The 14,401-nt window shown below is 75.3% G+C and carries 18 protein-coding genes; 10 read left to right on the top strand and 8 right to left on the bottom strand.

Features of this window, described 5'->3' with window-relative positions; translation table 11 throughout:
- Window positions 1–250: 250 nt before the first annotated feature.
- The 3 genes from ACFWP2_RS19405 to ACFWP2_RS19395 all read right to left on the bottom strand — a co-directional run bounded on the left by ACFWP2_RS19405 (window position 251) and on the right by ACFWP2_RS19395 (window position 2,622).
- A complete protein-coding gene (locus ACFWP2_RS19405) occupies window positions 251–802 on the bottom strand; it encodes a hemerythrin domain-containing protein (protein WP_380452850.1) in 552 nt (183 codons plus the stop codon).
- 177 nt (window positions 803–979) lie between these two features.
- The gene (locus ACFWP2_RS19400) at window positions 980–1,561 is read right to left on the bottom strand and encodes a nuclear transport factor 2 family protein (protein ID WP_380452848.1); all 582 of its coding nucleotides are present in this window, start codon (window positions 1,559–1,561) and stop codon (window positions 980–982) included.
- Window positions 1,562–1,689: 128 nt separating this feature from the next.
- Window positions 1,690–2,622: a DMT family transporter gene (locus ACFWP2_RS19395; protein WP_380452846.1), complete on the bottom strand. Its 933-nt coding sequence runs from the start codon at window positions 2,620–2,622 to the stop codon at window positions 1,690–1,692.
- Between the two features lie 48 nt (window positions 2,623–2,670).
- On the opposite strand from ACFWP2_RS19395, the gene ACFWP2_RS19390 reads away from it, so the two are divergent.
- From ACFWP2_RS19390 to ACFWP2_RS19380, 3 genes are all read left to right on the top strand, one after another.
- Window positions 2,671–3,309 (top strand): MarR family winged helix-turn-helix transcriptional regulator, encoded by a 639-nt coding sequence (locus ACFWP2_RS19390; RefSeq protein ID WP_380452843.1) that lies wholly within the window; start codon window positions 2,671–2,673, stop codon window positions 3,307–3,309.
- Window positions 3,310–3,320: 11 nt separating this feature from the next.
- Window positions 3,321–3,854 carry a DUF6328 family protein gene (locus tag ACFWP2_RS19385; protein WP_380452841.1) on the top strand — a complete coding sequence of 178 codons (534 nt, stop codon included), beginning with the start codon at window positions 3,321–3,323 and terminating at the stop codon, window positions 3,852–3,854.
- Between the two features lie 113 nt (window positions 3,855–3,967).
- Window positions 3,968–4,570 carry an AAA family ATPase gene (locus ACFWP2_RS19380; protein ID WP_380452839.1) on the top strand — a complete coding sequence of 201 codons (603 nt, stop codon included), beginning with the start codon at window positions 3,968–3,970 and terminating at the stop codon, window positions 4,568–4,570.
- Window positions 4,571–4,660: 90 nt separating this feature from the next.
- Here the strand turns inward: ACFWP2_RS19380 and ACFWP2_RS19375 are convergent, their stop codons facing one another.
- Both ACFWP2_RS19375 and ACFWP2_RS19370 read right to left on the bottom strand, forming a co-directional pair.
- The gene (locus tag ACFWP2_RS19375) at window positions 4,661–5,050 is read right to left on the bottom strand and encodes a hypothetical protein (protein ID WP_380452837.1); all 390 of its coding nucleotides are present in this window, start codon (window positions 5,048–5,050) and stop codon (window positions 4,661–4,663) included.
- A 133-nt stretch (window positions 5,051–5,183) separates the two neighbouring features.
- The gene (locus tag ACFWP2_RS19370) at window positions 5,184–5,594 is read right to left on the bottom strand and encodes a winged helix-turn-helix transcriptional regulator (protein WP_380452835.1); all 411 of its coding nucleotides are present in this window, start codon (window positions 5,592–5,594) and stop codon (window positions 5,184–5,186) included.
- Window positions 5,595–5,705: 111 nt separating this feature from the next.
- Here ACFWP2_RS19370 and ACFWP2_RS19365 point away from each other — a divergent pair, with 111 nt between their 5' ends.
- The 3 genes from ACFWP2_RS19365 to ACFWP2_RS19355 all read left to right on the top strand — a co-directional run bounded on the left by ACFWP2_RS19365 (window position 5,706) and on the right by ACFWP2_RS19355 (window position 8,068).
- A complete protein-coding gene (locus ACFWP2_RS19365) occupies window positions 5,706–6,644 on the top strand; it encodes an NADP-dependent oxidoreductase (RefSeq protein ID WP_380452832.1) in 939 nt (312 codons plus the stop codon).
- Window positions 6,645–7,160: 516 nt separating this feature from the next.
- Window positions 7,161–7,418, top strand: coding sequence for a hypothetical protein (locus ACFWP2_RS19360; protein ID WP_380452830.1), 258 nt, complete (start codon window positions 7,161–7,163; stop codon window positions 7,416–7,418).
- Window positions 7,415–8,068 (top strand): hypothetical protein, encoded by a 654-nt coding sequence (locus ACFWP2_RS19355; RefSeq protein WP_380452828.1) that lies wholly within the window; start codon window positions 7,415–7,417, stop codon window positions 8,066–8,068. Before ACFWP2_RS19360 ends, ACFWP2_RS19355 begins: the two co-directional genes overlap by 4 nt.
- A 58-nt stretch (window positions 8,069–8,126) precedes the next feature.
- Here ACFWP2_RS19355 and ACFWP2_RS19350 read toward each other — a convergent pair whose 3' ends face one another.
- A complete protein-coding gene (locus tag ACFWP2_RS19350) occupies window positions 8,127–8,867 on the bottom strand; it encodes a helix-turn-helix domain-containing protein (RefSeq protein ID WP_380452826.1) in 741 nt (246 codons plus the stop codon).
- Window positions 8,868–9,187: 320 nt separating this feature from the next.
- Here ACFWP2_RS19350 and ACFWP2_RS19345 point away from each other — a divergent pair, with 320 nt between their 5' ends.
- From ACFWP2_RS19345 to ACFWP2_RS19330, 4 genes are all read left to right on the top strand, one after another.
- Window positions 9,188–9,853, top strand: a complete 666-nt coding sequence (locus ACFWP2_RS19345) for a DUF4097 family beta strand repeat-containing protein (RefSeq protein WP_380452824.1) — start codon at window positions 9,188–9,190, stop codon at window positions 9,851–9,853.
- A 71-nt stretch (window positions 9,854–9,924) separates the two neighbouring features.
- On the top strand, window positions 9,925–10,767 hold the full coding sequence (locus ACFWP2_RS19340; protein WP_380452823.1) for an alpha/beta fold hydrolase: 843 nt from the start codon (window positions 9,925–9,927) through the stop codon (window positions 10,765–10,767).
- A 194-nt stretch (window positions 10,768–10,961) separates the two neighbouring features.
- Window positions 10,962–11,303: a DUF5713 family protein gene (locus ACFWP2_RS19335; RefSeq protein ID WP_380453044.1), complete on the top strand. Its 342-nt coding sequence runs from the start codon at window positions 10,962–10,964 to the stop codon at window positions 11,301–11,303.
- Between the two features lie 623 nt (window positions 11,304–11,926).
- Window positions 11,927–12,577, top strand: a complete 651-nt coding sequence (locus tag ACFWP2_RS19330) for a GNAT family N-acetyltransferase (protein WP_380452821.1) — start codon at window positions 11,927–11,929, stop codon at window positions 12,575–12,577.
- A 253-nt stretch (window positions 12,578–12,830) separates the two neighbouring features.
- On the opposite strand, the gene ACFWP2_RS19325 is transcribed toward ACFWP2_RS19330, so the two are convergent.
- Together ACFWP2_RS19325 and ACFWP2_RS19320 are read right to left on the bottom strand one after the other, a co-directional pair.
- A complete protein-coding gene (locus ACFWP2_RS19325; protein WP_380452819.1) occupies window positions 12,831–13,556 on the bottom strand; it encodes an HAD family hydrolase in 726 nt (241 codons plus the stop codon).
- A gap of 48 nt (window positions 13,557–13,604) precedes the next feature.
- The gene (locus tag ACFWP2_RS19320; protein WP_380452817.1) at window positions 13,605–14,261 is read right to left on the bottom strand and encodes a TetR/AcrR family transcriptional regulator; all 657 of its coding nucleotides are present in this window, start codon (window positions 14,259–14,261) and stop codon (window positions 13,605–13,607) included.
- Window positions 14,262–14,401: the final 140 nt, after the last annotated feature.

Below are 14,401 nucleotides of genomic sequence, written 5' to 3'. Positions count from 1 at the left end.
CGGCACTGCTCCGGTGCCGGCCGCGCAGCGGGCACCGGGAGAGCGAGGACACCAGGATCACCTCGTACCGCGACGCGGGAGAGGGGGCGGCGGCGCTGTGCTTCGGCATGGCCGCTCGCCCTCCTCTCCTGGTCTCGTCCGTCGTCGCGGTCGTCGCGGTCGTCGTGTCCGGGCCGCGCTCGGGGCGCGGCCGCGTGGCGAGTGTAGGGAAGGCGGGGCGGGTGGGGCGAGGGGTTTTACGGTGTGCGGTTCACGGTGTCCGGAAGCGCAGCACCGGGTCGGACCAGCCGTCGTCGCTCACCCCGGCGTCCAGGGCGGCGGCGATGGCCCGTTCCTCGTAGGCGAAGTGGGATTCCATGATGGCGGCGAGTCCGTCGAGTTCGCGTCCGATGGCTTCCGGGCCGGCGTGGGGGGCGGCGTCGGGGGCGGTGTGGGCGGTCTGGTCGGCGAGGTGGCGTACCCGGGTGAGGATGTGGGTGATGAAGCCGTGGTCCTCGACGAGTTTGCCGATGGTGGGGGCCAGGTCGGGTCGTTCGCGCAGGAGTTGGGCGAACAGGCCGGTGTCCTCGCCCTGGTGGTGGTTGGTCAGGGCGGTGCAGAAGGCGAGGCAGTGGGTGAGGAGCCCGCCGTCGTCGCCGCTGCCGTCCGGGAGGTCCGGGCCGCCCGGGCCGCCCGGGTCGCGGGGGTGGCGGGGCCGGTCGAGGCCGGCGCGCAGGTCGGTGAGGCGGCGGCGCAGTTCCTGGTGTGCGCGGGCGAGTTGCAGGCTGAGGGCGGCCGTACGGCCGGTGGAGGGGGAGGCCACGGGGGCGGTCCCTTCGGTTGCGCACCTCCATGCCTGACGCGGTCCGTCACCGGCACGCGATGCTCGTGCCATCCGATCACGTGCCGGGGCGGGCGGGCAAGCGCGGTGCCGGTGCCCCGGGTGGGGTCCGGGGGCGCCGTCACTCCGTCACGACGTCATGCCGCCCGCCGCCCGCCGTCACGCTCCGCCGGCGAGGGCGCGAAGTGTCGCCCCGGCCTTCGGGGTCAGGACGAGCGGCCCCTGCCCGTTGGTCCACACGGCCCGCACGTCGAGGCTGCGCAGGCGCCAGCCGTCGGGGGTGCGCACGGCCTCGCCGGTGAAGGTGGCGCCGACGTCGAAGTGGCCGCCGGGTTCCCCGCCGCGTGCCTGCTGGGTCGAGGCGAGGTGGACGTGTGTCATGACGGCGTTCCAGCGCACCTCGGCCCGGTCCCCGTCCAGGTCGATCATGTGGTTGGCGCCCACGTGCTGGGTCCGCTCGAACTTCCCGAGGGTCGCCTGCTCGGACTCGGCCAGCCCGTCGATCCCCTCGTGGTCCCCCACCGGCGTGGTGATCCGCACGTCGGGGGTGAAGTAGCGCCGCGCCCACGCCTCGTCGAACCGCCCGCTGCCGTGGGGCAGTGTGTCGAGGCTGAGCAGGTAGCCGTCGATGAGGCCGGTGATGTCGGCGCGGTCGGTGAGGACCCGGACCTGCTGTTCGAGTGCGGCGAGGTTCGCGGTGGCGGTGGTGCTGGTGCTGGTGCTGGTGCTGGTGGTGGTCATGGCGGTGGTTCCCCGTGGTCGTGGTGGGTGCCGCGGCCGGTCCGGTCGCGCACCACGGAGGCTAGGACTTCAAGTCGACTTGAGATCAAGGTCTCGGTCCGCAGTCCGGCGGACCCCGCGCCGTCCGTTCACGCGGCCCGCCCGCAGGGCAGGCGGGCGGTATCGGGGCCGGGGCCGGAGTCGGGCTCGGTGGCCGGGGGCTGCCCGGCGGCCGTGTCGGCGCGCGGGCGACCGAGCAGGATTCCGGCGGCCACCAGCGCCAGCCCCGCCCCCTGGCGCACCCCGAAGGCGTCGCCGTCCAGTGCGGCGCCCAGCAGTACGCCGGTGAGCGGGTTGAGCAGTCCGAGCAGGCCGACCGTGCCGGCCGGCAGGTGGCGCAGTCCGGCGAACCAGCAGGTGAAGGCGAGCGCGGTGGCGACCACGGCGGAGTAGCCGAAGGCGAGCAGGGTGGGTGCGTCCACGGGCGCCGGCGCGCCCTCGGCGGCGGCGGCCGCCGGCAGCAGCATCAGGCCGCCGGCGGTGAGCTGCCAGGCGGTGGCGGTGAGCGGGTCGGCGCCCTCGCGCCAGCGGGCGGCCAGCACGTAGCCGACGGAGGAGACCAGCATGGCGGCCGCGGAGGCCGCCGGCCCGGCCCAGCCGATCCCCTCCCCCGGTCCGGCCAGCGCGAGGGCGACCCCGGCCAGGCCCACCGCCGACCCGGCCAGGTGGGCGCGGCGCGGGCGCTGCCCGGCCAGCGCCCAGGCGGTGAGCAGCAGGGCCAGCGGGGAGGCGGCCATGAGGGTGGCGGCGGCGCTGGTGGGCAGCAGTTGGGAGGCGAGGTAGAGCAGGACGAAGAAGGCGGCGGTGTTGAGCAGGCCGAGCAGGGCGCTGCGCCACCACCAGGGGCCGTGCGGGCGGCGGCGGGCGAGGGCGAGCAGCAGCAGGCCGGCGGGCAGGGCGCGCAGGGCGGCGCCCCACAGGGGGTGGTCGGCGGGCAGGTGGGCGTGGGTGATCCAGTAGTTGGCGCCCCAGGCGATGGGGGCGAGGGCGGTGAGCAGCACCCATCGCAGGTTGGCTTCCATGGAAGGCAATATAGCTTCCTGGGAAGCTATCGGAGTAGGGTGGCGTCCATGGAGCACGGACAGCACGAGGACCGGTACGAGGAGCAGCGCCAGGACCGGGACCGGGACCGGGACGAGGACCACGTCGCCCGGATCCAGGCCGCGTGGCGGCGCGAGCGCCCGGACCTCGACGTCTCCCCGCTGGGCGTCATCGGGCGCCTGCACCGCCTCGCCGACCGCCTGACCGCCGAGCTGGTCCTCGTGTACCAGCGTTTCGGCCTGGGCGAGGGCGAGTTCGACGTGCTGGCCGCGCTGCGCCGCGCCGGCGCCCCGTACGAGCGGGCCCCGGGCGAGCTGGCCGCGCACACGATGGTGACCACCGGGGCGATGACCAAGCGGATCGACCGGCTGGAGCGCGCCGGGCTGGTCACCCGCCGCCCGGCGGTGGACGACCGGCGCGGGCGCGTGGTCGCCCTCACCGACGCCGGCCTGCGCCTGATCGACGAGGCGTTCACCGCCCACCTGCGCAACGAGCACCGCCTGCTGGCGCACCTGAGCCCCGAGGAGGCCGCCGCCCTGCGGGGGCTGCTCACTGCCTGGCAGCAGCGGCTGGACCACGGCGCCGGGTCCGGCGGCGGGGACGGCACCGGGGACGGCACCGGGTCCGGCGGCCGTACGGGGCGGGGCGGTGACGGCGGGCGGCCGTGAGAAGCTGACGCATGACCAGCGCTCCTCCCCCGCCGGACGCCCCGCGGCCCGGCCACCGGCCCTCCCCCGCTCCCCCGCCCGGCTGGGAGAACCCCGAGGTGCGGGCCGACCGGCGCCTGGTGGAGATGCTCCAGGAGCTGCGGGTGCTCCAGACCGGTGTGCAGATCGTCTTCGCGTTCCTCCTCGGCGTCGCCTTCACCCCGCGCTTCACCCAGCTCACCGACGCCCAGCAGGACATCTACGTCGTCACCCTGCTGCTGTCGGTCGTCGCCGCGGCCGTCCTGGCCACCCCGGTCGCCCTGCACCGCGGCCTGTACCACCACCCCGGCAAACAGCGGATCGTCACCGTCTCCGTGCGCATCGCCCAGGCGGGCCTGCTGCTGCTCGCCTCCGCGCTGAGCGGCGCCGTCCTGCTGGTCCTCGACGTCGTCCTCGGCACGGCGCTCGCGGTGCCGATCACCTGCGCCATCGCGCTGATCTTCACCGTGCTGTGGTTCGTCCTGCCCTGGGCGGTGCGCCGCTCCGCCACCCGCGACCGGGACTGACCCGCCCTTCCCTTCCCCGCCCGCTGCCGGTGCCGGGCGCCGGCGGCGCCCGGTGCCGCCGGCGCCCCACCCCGCGGAGCCCGCCCGCGCCCCGGACCGTCTACGGTGCCGGTATGCATACCGACGAAAGCCCGTGGGACGTCCTGCTGATCGGCGGCGCCTCCGGCCTCGGCAAGAGCCGTGCCGCCGCCCGCCTGTCGGCCCGGCACGGCGCGTTCGTGGTGGAGTTCGACGACGTCGTGGCCGCGCTGCAGGCCGCCACCACCCCCGCCGGGCACCCCGGCCTGCACCACTTCACCACCGCGGCCGACCCGGACACGCTGGGCGCCGACCGCGTCCTGGAGCTCCAGATCGCCACCGCCCGCGCCCTGGACGACGCGCTGCTCGGCGTCGTGCGCAACCGGCTCACCGTGGACGTGCCCGCGATCGTGGAGGGCGACTACCTCACCCCGGCCGCCGCCGCCCGCGCCGTGGCCGAGGCCGCCGGGCAGGGCCGGCGCGTGCGCGCGGTCTTCCTGCACGAGGACGACCCGCGGCGCATCGGCGCCAACTACGCCGACCGCGAGCCCGGTTCGGGCCCGCAGCCCGAGCGCGCCGCCGTCAGCGCCCGCTACAGCGCCTGGCTCGCCGACCAGGCCCGCGCCCACGCGCTGCCCGTGGTCGACTGCCGCCCGTACGCCACCCTGCCCGAGCGCCTGGCCGCCGCCCTGGCCTGACGGCGGACGGAACCCCGACGGCAGACGGAACCCCGACGGCAGACGGGACAGGGGGCCGGGTGGCGGGACAGCGGGCCGGGCGACGGCCGGTCAGGCGTCCTCGATGTCCGAGATCAGCCTGGTGCTCAGGTCGCTCTGCACGGCCAGCCGGGTGTGCCCGGCGTCGGGGCCGGTGCCCCAGGTCAGGGTGACGGTGGTGAACAGGTGCCCGGCGCCCGCGTCGTGGTAGCGCACCTCCCAGCGGGTGGGCACGTCCTGGGCGCGCAGCACGCCGTCGGCGTGGTTGGCCTCCTCCCAGGCCGCCAGCCGCCGGCGGAAGTCCTCGGTGAGGTAGTGGGCGCGCAGTTCGCCGCTCAGGTCGTCGGTGCCGTCGGACACGGCGTCGATGTAGGCGCCGTAGAAGTCGGCCACCCGGTCCGCCGCGGAGTCCGGGCTGCCGCCGCGGACCGCGGAGCCTTCGGCGGTGTCGGTGTCGGTCATTGGCCGCCCTTCCTGTGTCGGGCCGGGGCGCGCGTTCACGCCCCGGCCACTCCCTCGACCTGCCCGGATCAACGAGCCGGCTCCGGGAAGGTTGCGCCCCGGCCGCCGCTTTCTCCCGCGCCGCTCGCGGTGGTCACTCCCGCGCCGGCTGCCCGTCGTCGTACGCGGTGCGCGCCGCCAGCACCTGGGGCATGTGGCACTCGGCCCAGGCCTTGATCTGCCGCACGAGCGGCAGCAGGTCGCGTCCGAGCGCGGTGAGCGCGTAGTCGACGCGGGCCGGCACGGCGGCGGTGACGGTGCGGTGGAGCAGGCCGTCGCGTTCCAGGGCGCGCAGGGTCTGAGTGAGCATCTTCTCGCTCACTCCGGCCAGGCGCCGGCGCAGGTCGCTGTAGCGCAGGGGGCCGTCGGCGAGGGCGTTGACGACGAGGCTGGTCCACTTGTCGCCTATTCGGTCGAGGAGTTGGCGGGCCGGGCATCCGGCGAGGTAGGCGTCGTAGGCGGCCGCCTCGGCGGCGCGGCGCCGGGCGGCGGTCGTGGTGGGCACGGGCCCACTCTCCTTTCCGTGCGGTACGCACTTTCGGGTGTGTCCTTCCCGCTGGAGAGTAACTCTCCTTAGGCTGGGTGGTGTTGCCGATCCGTGAGGAGTGTGGGTGCGATGCGAGCCGTGGTGGTGCGGGAGTTCGGCGGTCCCGAGGTGCTGGAGCTGGCGGAGGTGGCGCTGCCGCAGCCGGGGCGCGGGCAGGTGCGGGTGCGGGTGGCGGCGGCCGCGGTCAACCCGGTGGACGTGGTCACCCGTTCCGGGGTGCTCGCCGGGGCCGGGCTGATGGCGCCGCGGGCGGTGACCGGCATCGGCTGGGACGTGGCCGGGACGGTGGACGCCGTGGGCCCCGATGTGACGCGGTTCGCGCCCGGTGAGCGGGTGGTGGGCCTGCACGACCGCCTGGACACCGACCTCGGCACCTACGCCGAGCAGGTCGTCCTGGACGCGGACGCCCTCGCCCTCGCCCCCGCGGGCGCCACCTTCGCCCAGGCCGCGACGCTGCCCCTGAACGGCCTCACCGCGCTGCAGGCCCTCGACCTGCTCGGCCTGCCGGCCGGCTCCACCGTCCTGGTCACCGGTGCCGCGGGCGCGGTCGGCGGCTTCGCCGTCGAACTGGCCGCCCTGCGCGGCCTGCGGGTGGTCGCGCTCGCCGGGCAGGGCGACGAGCAGCTGGTGCGCGAGCTGGGCGCCGAGTGGTTCGTGCCGCGCACCGCGCCCGATGTGGCCGCCGCCGTACGGGAGTTCGCGCCCGGCGGGGTCGACGGCGCGATCGACGCCGCCCTGCTCGGCGTGCGGGCCCTGGGCGCGGTGCGCGGGCGCGGCGCCTTCGTCGCGGTCGCGGCCGGCAGCGCCCCGGTGGCCCTGCGCGGCATCCGCGTCGCCAACGTGTGGATCACCGCCGACGGCCCCGCCCTGGCCCGCCTGTCCTGCCTCGCCGCCGACGGCCGCCTCACCCTGCGGCTGGCCGACACCCTCCCCCTGGCCCACGCCGCCCACGCCCACCGCCGCCTGGAGGCCGGCGGCCTGCGCGGCCGCCTGGTCCTCACCCCCTGACCCGGCACCCCCCCGGGGGGCGGAAAGAAGGCCTGCCCCGGGACGGGACAGGCCTTCTTCGATGTGATCCGCGTCACTGCGGGGCTGCGGCAACAGCGCTCCGCCTCGGGAGACCGTCCGGGTTGAGGGGAAGGGCTCTCGGGTTGCACTGTCGCAGCCGGCGGGGCCGCGGCCAAGCCGGCCGGACGGCTTCGGACGCTCCCGGACGCTCTCGGACGCCTTCGGACGCCGGATCGCTGTGAGCAGGCGTGATCCCGCGACCGCGCCCGCGGGCGCGCGGAAGGCTTCGGACGAACCCGGACGGGCGAGCGCCGGTGCCGGCGCGGCGGTGTCCGAAGCCGTCCCGAAGGACCGTCACATCCCCTCGCCGGGTGCGCCTTTGCCGCTCACGGCGCCCACCGGCAGGAACTTGCGCGGGTCTTCGCGGCCCGCGCATGATCTGAGCCGGCCGCCCGCCGGGCGGCCCAGGGGACGGCAATCCCCGCGTCCGGGTTGAGGGTTCAGAAGGGACCACCCGTGTTGTTCGAGTTCCGTTGCGCGGTGCGGCGCACGCCGCCGCCCGCCCCGTACGCCGAGGGCCACGGCCTTCGGCGCGCCGCACCGTCCGCGGCATTCCTCGCGATCGCCCTGGCCGGCGTCATCGCCCTGATCGTCCTCGGATACACCGTCGAGGCGCTGGTCACCGTCATCGTCACCGCCGCCACCGAGGCCTGCCGCGCGCCGGGACGCCGGCCCCGGGCGGCCGTCGGCACGGCCGTGCGGGGGCGGCGATGAGCACGCCGGCCCACGTCGAGGACTCGCCCGCCCACCTCCGGTTCTTCTACGAGCTGAGGGAACAGCACCGGCTCGCAGGCCATCCGGACCTGACCGCACTCGCCACGACGAGCGCCCTGCCGGCCACCACCGTGCGCAGGGTGCTCCGGGGGGTCGCCCTTCCCTCGGTGCCGGCACTGCGAGCCCTGCTGGAAGCGATGGACCTGGACGACCACACCAAAGGGCGCCTGCTGCTCCTCCACGAGATGGCGTCCAGGGAAGCGCACGCCGCCGCGGAGCGGGCCGACGAACGCCCCGCCCCCGACTGGCGCGTGCCGGTCCCGGCCGCGGGCGAACCCGACCCCGTGATGTTCTCCACCGTGCAGGAGTTCGTCGCGGGCCTGGAGGCCGTCAGGACCTGGGCCGGCGAGCCGTCGCTGCGCCGGCTGGAGGAGCGCAGCGAGAGGCTGCACCGCCAGCGGAACACGGCCTACGGCAAGGTCCTGCGGCGCAGCACGATCTGCGACATGCTCAACGCCTCGGTGCTTCCGCAGATGGAGAAGGTGCGGCACTACCTGCAGATCTGCGGGGTGCGGGACATCGACGCGTGGGTGTACACGTGGCGGCGGATCCGGACGATGGAGAAGGCCGCGCTGCGCGGGGCGGCCTGAGCCCGTCACGGCCGCGGAGCGGGAAGTCGGCGGGTCCGACTTCCCGCTCCACGGTGTCCTACTCCCGGCTGTCGTCCTCGGGTGTCGTGGCGGGTGTGGTGTGGAGGACTTCGCGGGCCTGGTCGGCGGCGCGCACGATGCTCTCGCTGATGAAGTCGAGGAAGCGGGCGATGTTCTCCAGGCGGACGGCGGCGGGGGTGCCGGGGCCCAGGACGGTGACGCCCTGGCGGGCGGCTTCGACGACGCGGTCGTTGGCGCGGGCGCTGGCGATGACCGACTGGTAGTAGAGCTCGTCGTCGACGATGTAGCGGTCGCGGCGGCGTTCGTCGCGTTCCCGGCGTACCAGGCTCTGGCTTTCCAGGAAGGCGATCGCCTTGGAGATGGAGGCGGGGCTGACCTGGAGGCGCCGGGCGAGTTCGGCGGCGGTGAGGCTGCCGGCGTCGGTGGTGGACAGGCAGGTGATCACGCGGGCCGCCATCCGGTTGAGGCCCGAGGCCATCAGGACGGTGGTGAGCTGTTCCTCGTAGGCGGCGACGGCCTCGCTGTCGCGTCCGTGCGGCTGGGGGCCGGGCTGCGGGCCGCCGGGGGCGGTGGGGCGGCGGCGTTGGGCGCGGTGTTCGGTGGCGCGGTGGGCGAGGTCGGCGCGGTAGGCGAGGGGGCCGCCGTTGCGCGTCACCTCGCGGGTGACGGTCGAGGTGGGGCGTTCCAGGCGCCGGGCGATCTCGGCGTAGGGGAGGCCGTCGGCCAGCCCCAGTGCGATCTGCCGGCGTTCCTGCTGGGTGAGCCTGCCTCCCGGCATCGCGTTCTCCTCGGTGGTCGTCGCCGTGTGGTTCCCGTGCGGTTCCCGGCGCGGGTGCCGGGCCGGGTCGGGTCCACCCTAGCGTTCACCTTCCACCCATTGCAATGATCGCAACGGTCGTCGTTGCATTACCCGGCATGCCCGTTGCAACAGTTTCCCGGCATTCACCTGCAATGATGCTGTTCTGACGCAACGAACTAGTTGCCGGGATCTTGAAAGCAACGTAGCGTTTCCAATGTCGGAAACACCGATGGGGCGGGCCCGGGACCGGGTCCGCGCCCGTGTCCGGGCCTGGGCCCGCACCCGTGGAGGAGCGCACGATGCACACGTTCGACACCGCCGCCCCGATCACCGTCGTCCTGGACGTCCCCGGCGGGAGCGTGCGGCTCATCGCCGCCGAGCGCGGTGACACCACCGTCGAGGTCCGCCCCGCCGTACCCGGCCGCACCCGCGACGTCCAGGCCGCCGAGCAGACCGCCGTCGCCTTCGCCGACGGCGTCCTGCGGATCGCCACCGCCGCGGCCGGGCACCAGCCGCTGGGGCCCACCGGCTCCCTGGAGGTCACCGTCCGGCTGCCGGCCGGCTCCGCCGTCCGGGGCAGGGCCGCCGCCGCCGAACTGCGCGTCGTCGGCCGCCTCGGCGACGTCGCCTTCGACGGCGCGTACCGCACCACCAAGATCGACGAGGCCGCGAGCCTGGAGCTGACCGCCGTCGACGGCGACGTCGAGGTCGGCCGCCTCACCGGCCCCGCCAAGATCAGCACCACCCGGGGCGACATCCGGATCACCGAGGCCCGGCGCGGCACCGTCGAGCTGACCACCCAGTCCGGGAGCATCACCGTCGCCGCCGCCGCCGGCGCCGGCGCCGCCCTGGACGCCGGCACCGGCCACGGCCGCATCGCCGACGCCCTGCGCAACGACGGCACCACCGTGCTCGACATCCGCGCCACCACCTCCCACGGCGACATCACCGCCCGCAGCCTCTGACACCCGCCACCCCACACCCGCCACCCCACACCGGCGTGCGGTCCACGCCACCGAGACCCCAGGGGGACACCATGACCACCGACACCACACCCACCACCACGCCCGCCACCGCCGCGACGGCCTGGACCGGCATGGTGCCGGTCGACGACACCGCCCTGGCCGTCACCGACACCGGCGGCCCCGGCCTGCCCGTGCTCTACCTCAACGGCCAGTTCGCCACCCAGGGCTACTGGCGCCGCGTCCTCGCCGAACTCGGCCCGCACCTGCGGCACATCACCTACGACGAGCGGGCCCGCGGCCGCAGGTCGAAGCGCTCCGCCGACTACTCCTTCGAGGCCGCCCTGCGGGACGTCGACGCCGTCCTCGCCGCCCGCGGCGTGCAGCGGGCCCTGCTCGTGGGCTGGTCCTACGGGGCGTTCCTCGCCGCACACTGGGCCTCGCGCAACCCGCAGCGCACCGTCGGCGCCGTCCTGGTCGACGGCGCGCAGCCCTACGACTGGCTCACCGAGGAGATGGAACAGCGCATCCGCCGGCAGTTCCGGCGGTGGGCCCCGCTCATGGCGCTGGCGCGCCCCACCGGGCTGACCCCGCGGATGACCCCCGAGCAGATGGCGGACTGCAACATCGAGCTCGGCCGGATCGGCGGCGCCCGCGAACTGGGCCCGGTACTGGACGCCGTCACCGTCCCGACCCGCTACGTGCTCGCCTCCGGATCGTCCCTGGGCAGCAAGGGCGACGAGCAGGAGACCATCCGCGCGGCCCTGCCCGCGGTGACCGCACGCAACCCGCACATCGAGGTCTTCGCGAAGGTCCCCAGCAACCACGGCGCGATCCTGAAGAAGGACTTCCGCACCGTCGCCGACGCCGTGCGCGCGGTCGCCGCCCTCGACCACCCCACCGGGCCCACCCACTGACACCCCACCACCCCCGCACCCACCACCCGCCACCCCCGGGCGGCCCGCCGCGGCCGCGCGGCCGCCCGACACCGCACCCGACACCGCGCCCCACGAGCGGCCCGGCCGAAGCCGCGCGGACGGCGCCGCTGTCAGTGGTGTGGCGCATGATCGGCACGCCGGTTCCACCGCACGGACGCAGACGGGAAAGCGCCATGCCGATCACCCACCAGCAGGTCGCGGACCGCGCGTTCCTGCGGCGAATGTACGAGGACCCGTACTTCCCCGACCACATCGTCGAACGGGGCGAGGCGATCCTGCTTCGGCTGTGCGAGCGGATCGAGACCGAGCAGCCGCCGGACCCGGCGGCCCTGTGTGTGCTCACCCGGGCCGCGACCGAGCAGTTCAATCTCCTGGACAGGGAGTTCGCGGCCGCCGGGAGCGGGATCGAGACGGCCGCGCGCGAGTGGATCGCCGAGGACTTCGAGTTCGTAGCGTCAGCCTACGGGTTCACGGATGTGGAAGCCCGGGATCTGATCGCCGGCCGCGACTGGTGAGCGGGAGCGCGGGGCTGTGGACGGCCCTGCGCCCCGTCACCACCGGGCGGCCCACCGCCCCGCCACGCCGGGTCGGGTCGGGTCGGGCACCGTACTGCCGGGCGCCCGATCAGGGTGTGGGTGAGGGTTCCGGCGGCCGGGGTCGCGGCCGACGCCAGCAGGACGGCGAGCGGGCCGGGCAGGTGCGATCGCCGAAGACCAGCGGGCGGCCGTGGAAAGAACCGAACCCTGGCACAGGGGTGGAAGCCGTAGGAGACACCGCCCGACCACTGGACCAGGCGGCGCGGCGCGGGATTTGTGGCGCCACTGCGCAGGTCGTGCCGGGCGGCGGCGCAGATGACCGGGGAGAGCGACAGCGCTATCGGCAGGACGAGGCCGTAGGGCGAGAGGACGACGAGGGTGAGCGCGCAGGCTGCCGCGACGAGGAGGGCGGCGGAGCAGCGCCGGAAGGTGAGGGTGGGCAGGCGACGCGGGGGTGGTGATTCTCCGACGAGCCGAGCACCAGTTCATACACTCATCGCATGGCCACAGGTGACTGTGCGTCACGTTTGTTCACCGGCCGGTGTCGCCCGGGAGGCGGAAATGGCGGTGCGGGCCGTGCGCCCGCTGGGCACACTGGTTCGGTGATCGTCGACCACTGGCCCCTGCGGGGGCTGCGCGTGACCTCCCCGCGCCTGGAGCTGCGCCCGCCCACCGAGGACGAGCTCGCCGAGGTGGCGGACGTCGCCGCGCGCGGCGTCCACCGCCCCCAGGACCGTCCCTTCCTGACGCCGTGGGGCGAACTTCCGCCGACCGAGCGCGCCCGGCACGTGGTGCAGTCGCACTGGATCCGGCTGGGCCGCTGGAGCCCGCGGGACTGGGCGCTGGACCTGGTCGCCTTCCACGAGGGACGCCCGGTGGGGATCCAGGACATGCGGGCCAAGGAGTTCGGCGTGCGGCGCGAGATCGTCTCCGGCTCGTGGCTCGGCCTGGAACACCAGGGCAAGGGCCTGGGCACCGAGATGCGAGCCGCGATGCTCCACCTCGCCTTCGCCGAGCTCGGCGCACGGTCGGCGACCTCGCTCTCCTTCACCGACAACCACTCCTCCCTCGCCGTCTCCCGCAGGCTCGGCTACCGCGCCGACGGCATCGAACGCGACGTCCTGGACGGGCGGGTCGTGGCCTCGAAGCGCCTGCGCCTGAGCCCCGAGGACTGGGCCGAACACGCCCGCACCCCGGTCACCGTCACCGGCCTGAACGACGACTGCCGCACCCTGTTCGGCCTCACCGACTGACCGACCCGCCGACCCGCCGCGCCCCGGGTGGGCCGCGCCCCGGGCGACGGGCACGACCCACCCGCACACGCCGACGACACACGCGCCCGCACCCCGCCCCGCCCGGACCGCTCCCGCTCCCGCTCCCGCTCCCGCTCCCCGCAACGACGCCCTGACGAACGAGTGCCGTGCCGAACCGGTCCGCGCCGAACGGCCAGTGCCGAACGGGCCTGTACCGAACGGGTGTTGCGGCGGCCGGGCGGTCTCGCGGGCCTCAGGCGGCGGACAGGGCGGCGGGCAGGTCCGTGAGGGTGTGCAGGACGCGGATGCCGTCGCCGGCCGCGGTGGCGGTGGCGGTGGCGGTGCGGTCGAGCCAGAAGGGGTGCAGGCCGGCGGCGCGGGCACCGAGGGCGTCGAGGGCGTGGTCGTCGCCGACGTAGGCCACCTCGTGCGGAGGCAGGCCCAGGCGGGCGCAGCCGGCCAGGAAGATGCCGGGGGCGGGTTTGGCTTCGCCGTGTTCGTCGGAGCAGACGAGGGCGGTGTCGTCGAAGTGGTGGAGCAGGCCGGTGGCGTGGAGTTTGCGGCGCTGGTGGGCGGTGGCGGAGTTGGAGACGATGCCGAGGCGGTGGGTGGGGGCGAGGGCGGCGAGGGTGGGGGCGGCGTCGGGGAAGGCGGCCTGGGCGGCGTCGCGGTGGGCGCTGTAGCCGGCGAACCAGGCGGCGGCCGTCTCGTCGGGCATGGCGGTGGTGTCCTCGCCGAGGCGGGCGAGGAAGCGGCGGGTGCGCTCGTGCTGCTGCGCGGCGAAGGTGAGTTCGCCGGCGAGGAAGCGGGCGTAGCTCTCCTGCATGACCTCGCGCCACAGCGCCACCGCGGCCTGCGGGGTGGGGAGGCGGTGCAGGAGGCCGAGGTGGTGCAGGTGGGCGAGGATGCCGGCCCGTTCGGAGCCGGAGTAGTCGAGCAGGGTGTCGTCGACATCGAAGAGCACGCCTGTGATCGGCACGCGGGGGTCCTTTCGTCCTGTCGTGCTGGGCTCGGGTCCGTGGCCGTCCTACGCGGGATCCGGCGCCCCGTCCCCTGCGGCCGGGGCGGCCTCACCGACCAGGGCAGGCGGGGCGGCCGGGGCGGCCTCGCCGACCGGGGCGGCCAGGCGGTGGCGGGCGGCGGCCAGGAACTCCCCGGACAGCGCGGCGTCGTCGCTGGCGCGGGCGAGCAGCAGTGCCCCGACCAGGGTGGACAGGTCGGCCAGCGTCTCCTGCCGGCCGGCGCCCTCGGGCAGGGCGGCCAGGGCGTCGAGGAGTTCGCGCAGTCCGGCGGTGTAGGCGGTGCGCAGCGGGGAGCCGGGTTCGGTGCGGGCGGCGTCGGCGGCCAGTGCTGCGGCGGCGCAGCCGTGGCCGGGGTGGTCGCGGTGGGGTTCGGAGAGGTAGCGGTGGAGGAACTCGGCGCGGGGGGTGCGTTCGGCGGGGGGCTGGTCGGCGAGGTGGTCCATGGCTTCGCGGCGTTCGGTGAAGGCGGCGGCGAGGGCGTGGGCGAGGAGGTCGTCCTTGGAGGTGAAGTGCCGGTAGAAGCCGCCGTGGGTGAGTCCGGCGGCGGCCATCGCCTCGGGGACGCTGACCTGGTCGGGGCCTTTCTCCCGGATCAGGCGGGCGGTGTGGTCGATGACGCGGCGGCGGCTGCGTTCGGCCTCGGCGCGTGAGACGCGGGGCATGCCGCGGCTCCTTCCCTCTCGATGCGACACGTGGTGCTCCGACTGTGCGACACGTGGTGTTCCCACTTTCCCATCCCCTTTAGATGATGGTAATAATCTAAATGCTGCGGTGCCGCCCCGCCACACCCGCGCAGGGGCCT

The organism is Kitasatospora sp. NPDC058444, assembly GCF_042721415.1.
GTDB lineage: Bacteria > Actinomycetota > Actinomycetes > Streptomycetales > Streptomycetaceae > Kitasatospora.
This window is presented reverse-complemented; position numbering and strand designations above follow the sequence as displayed.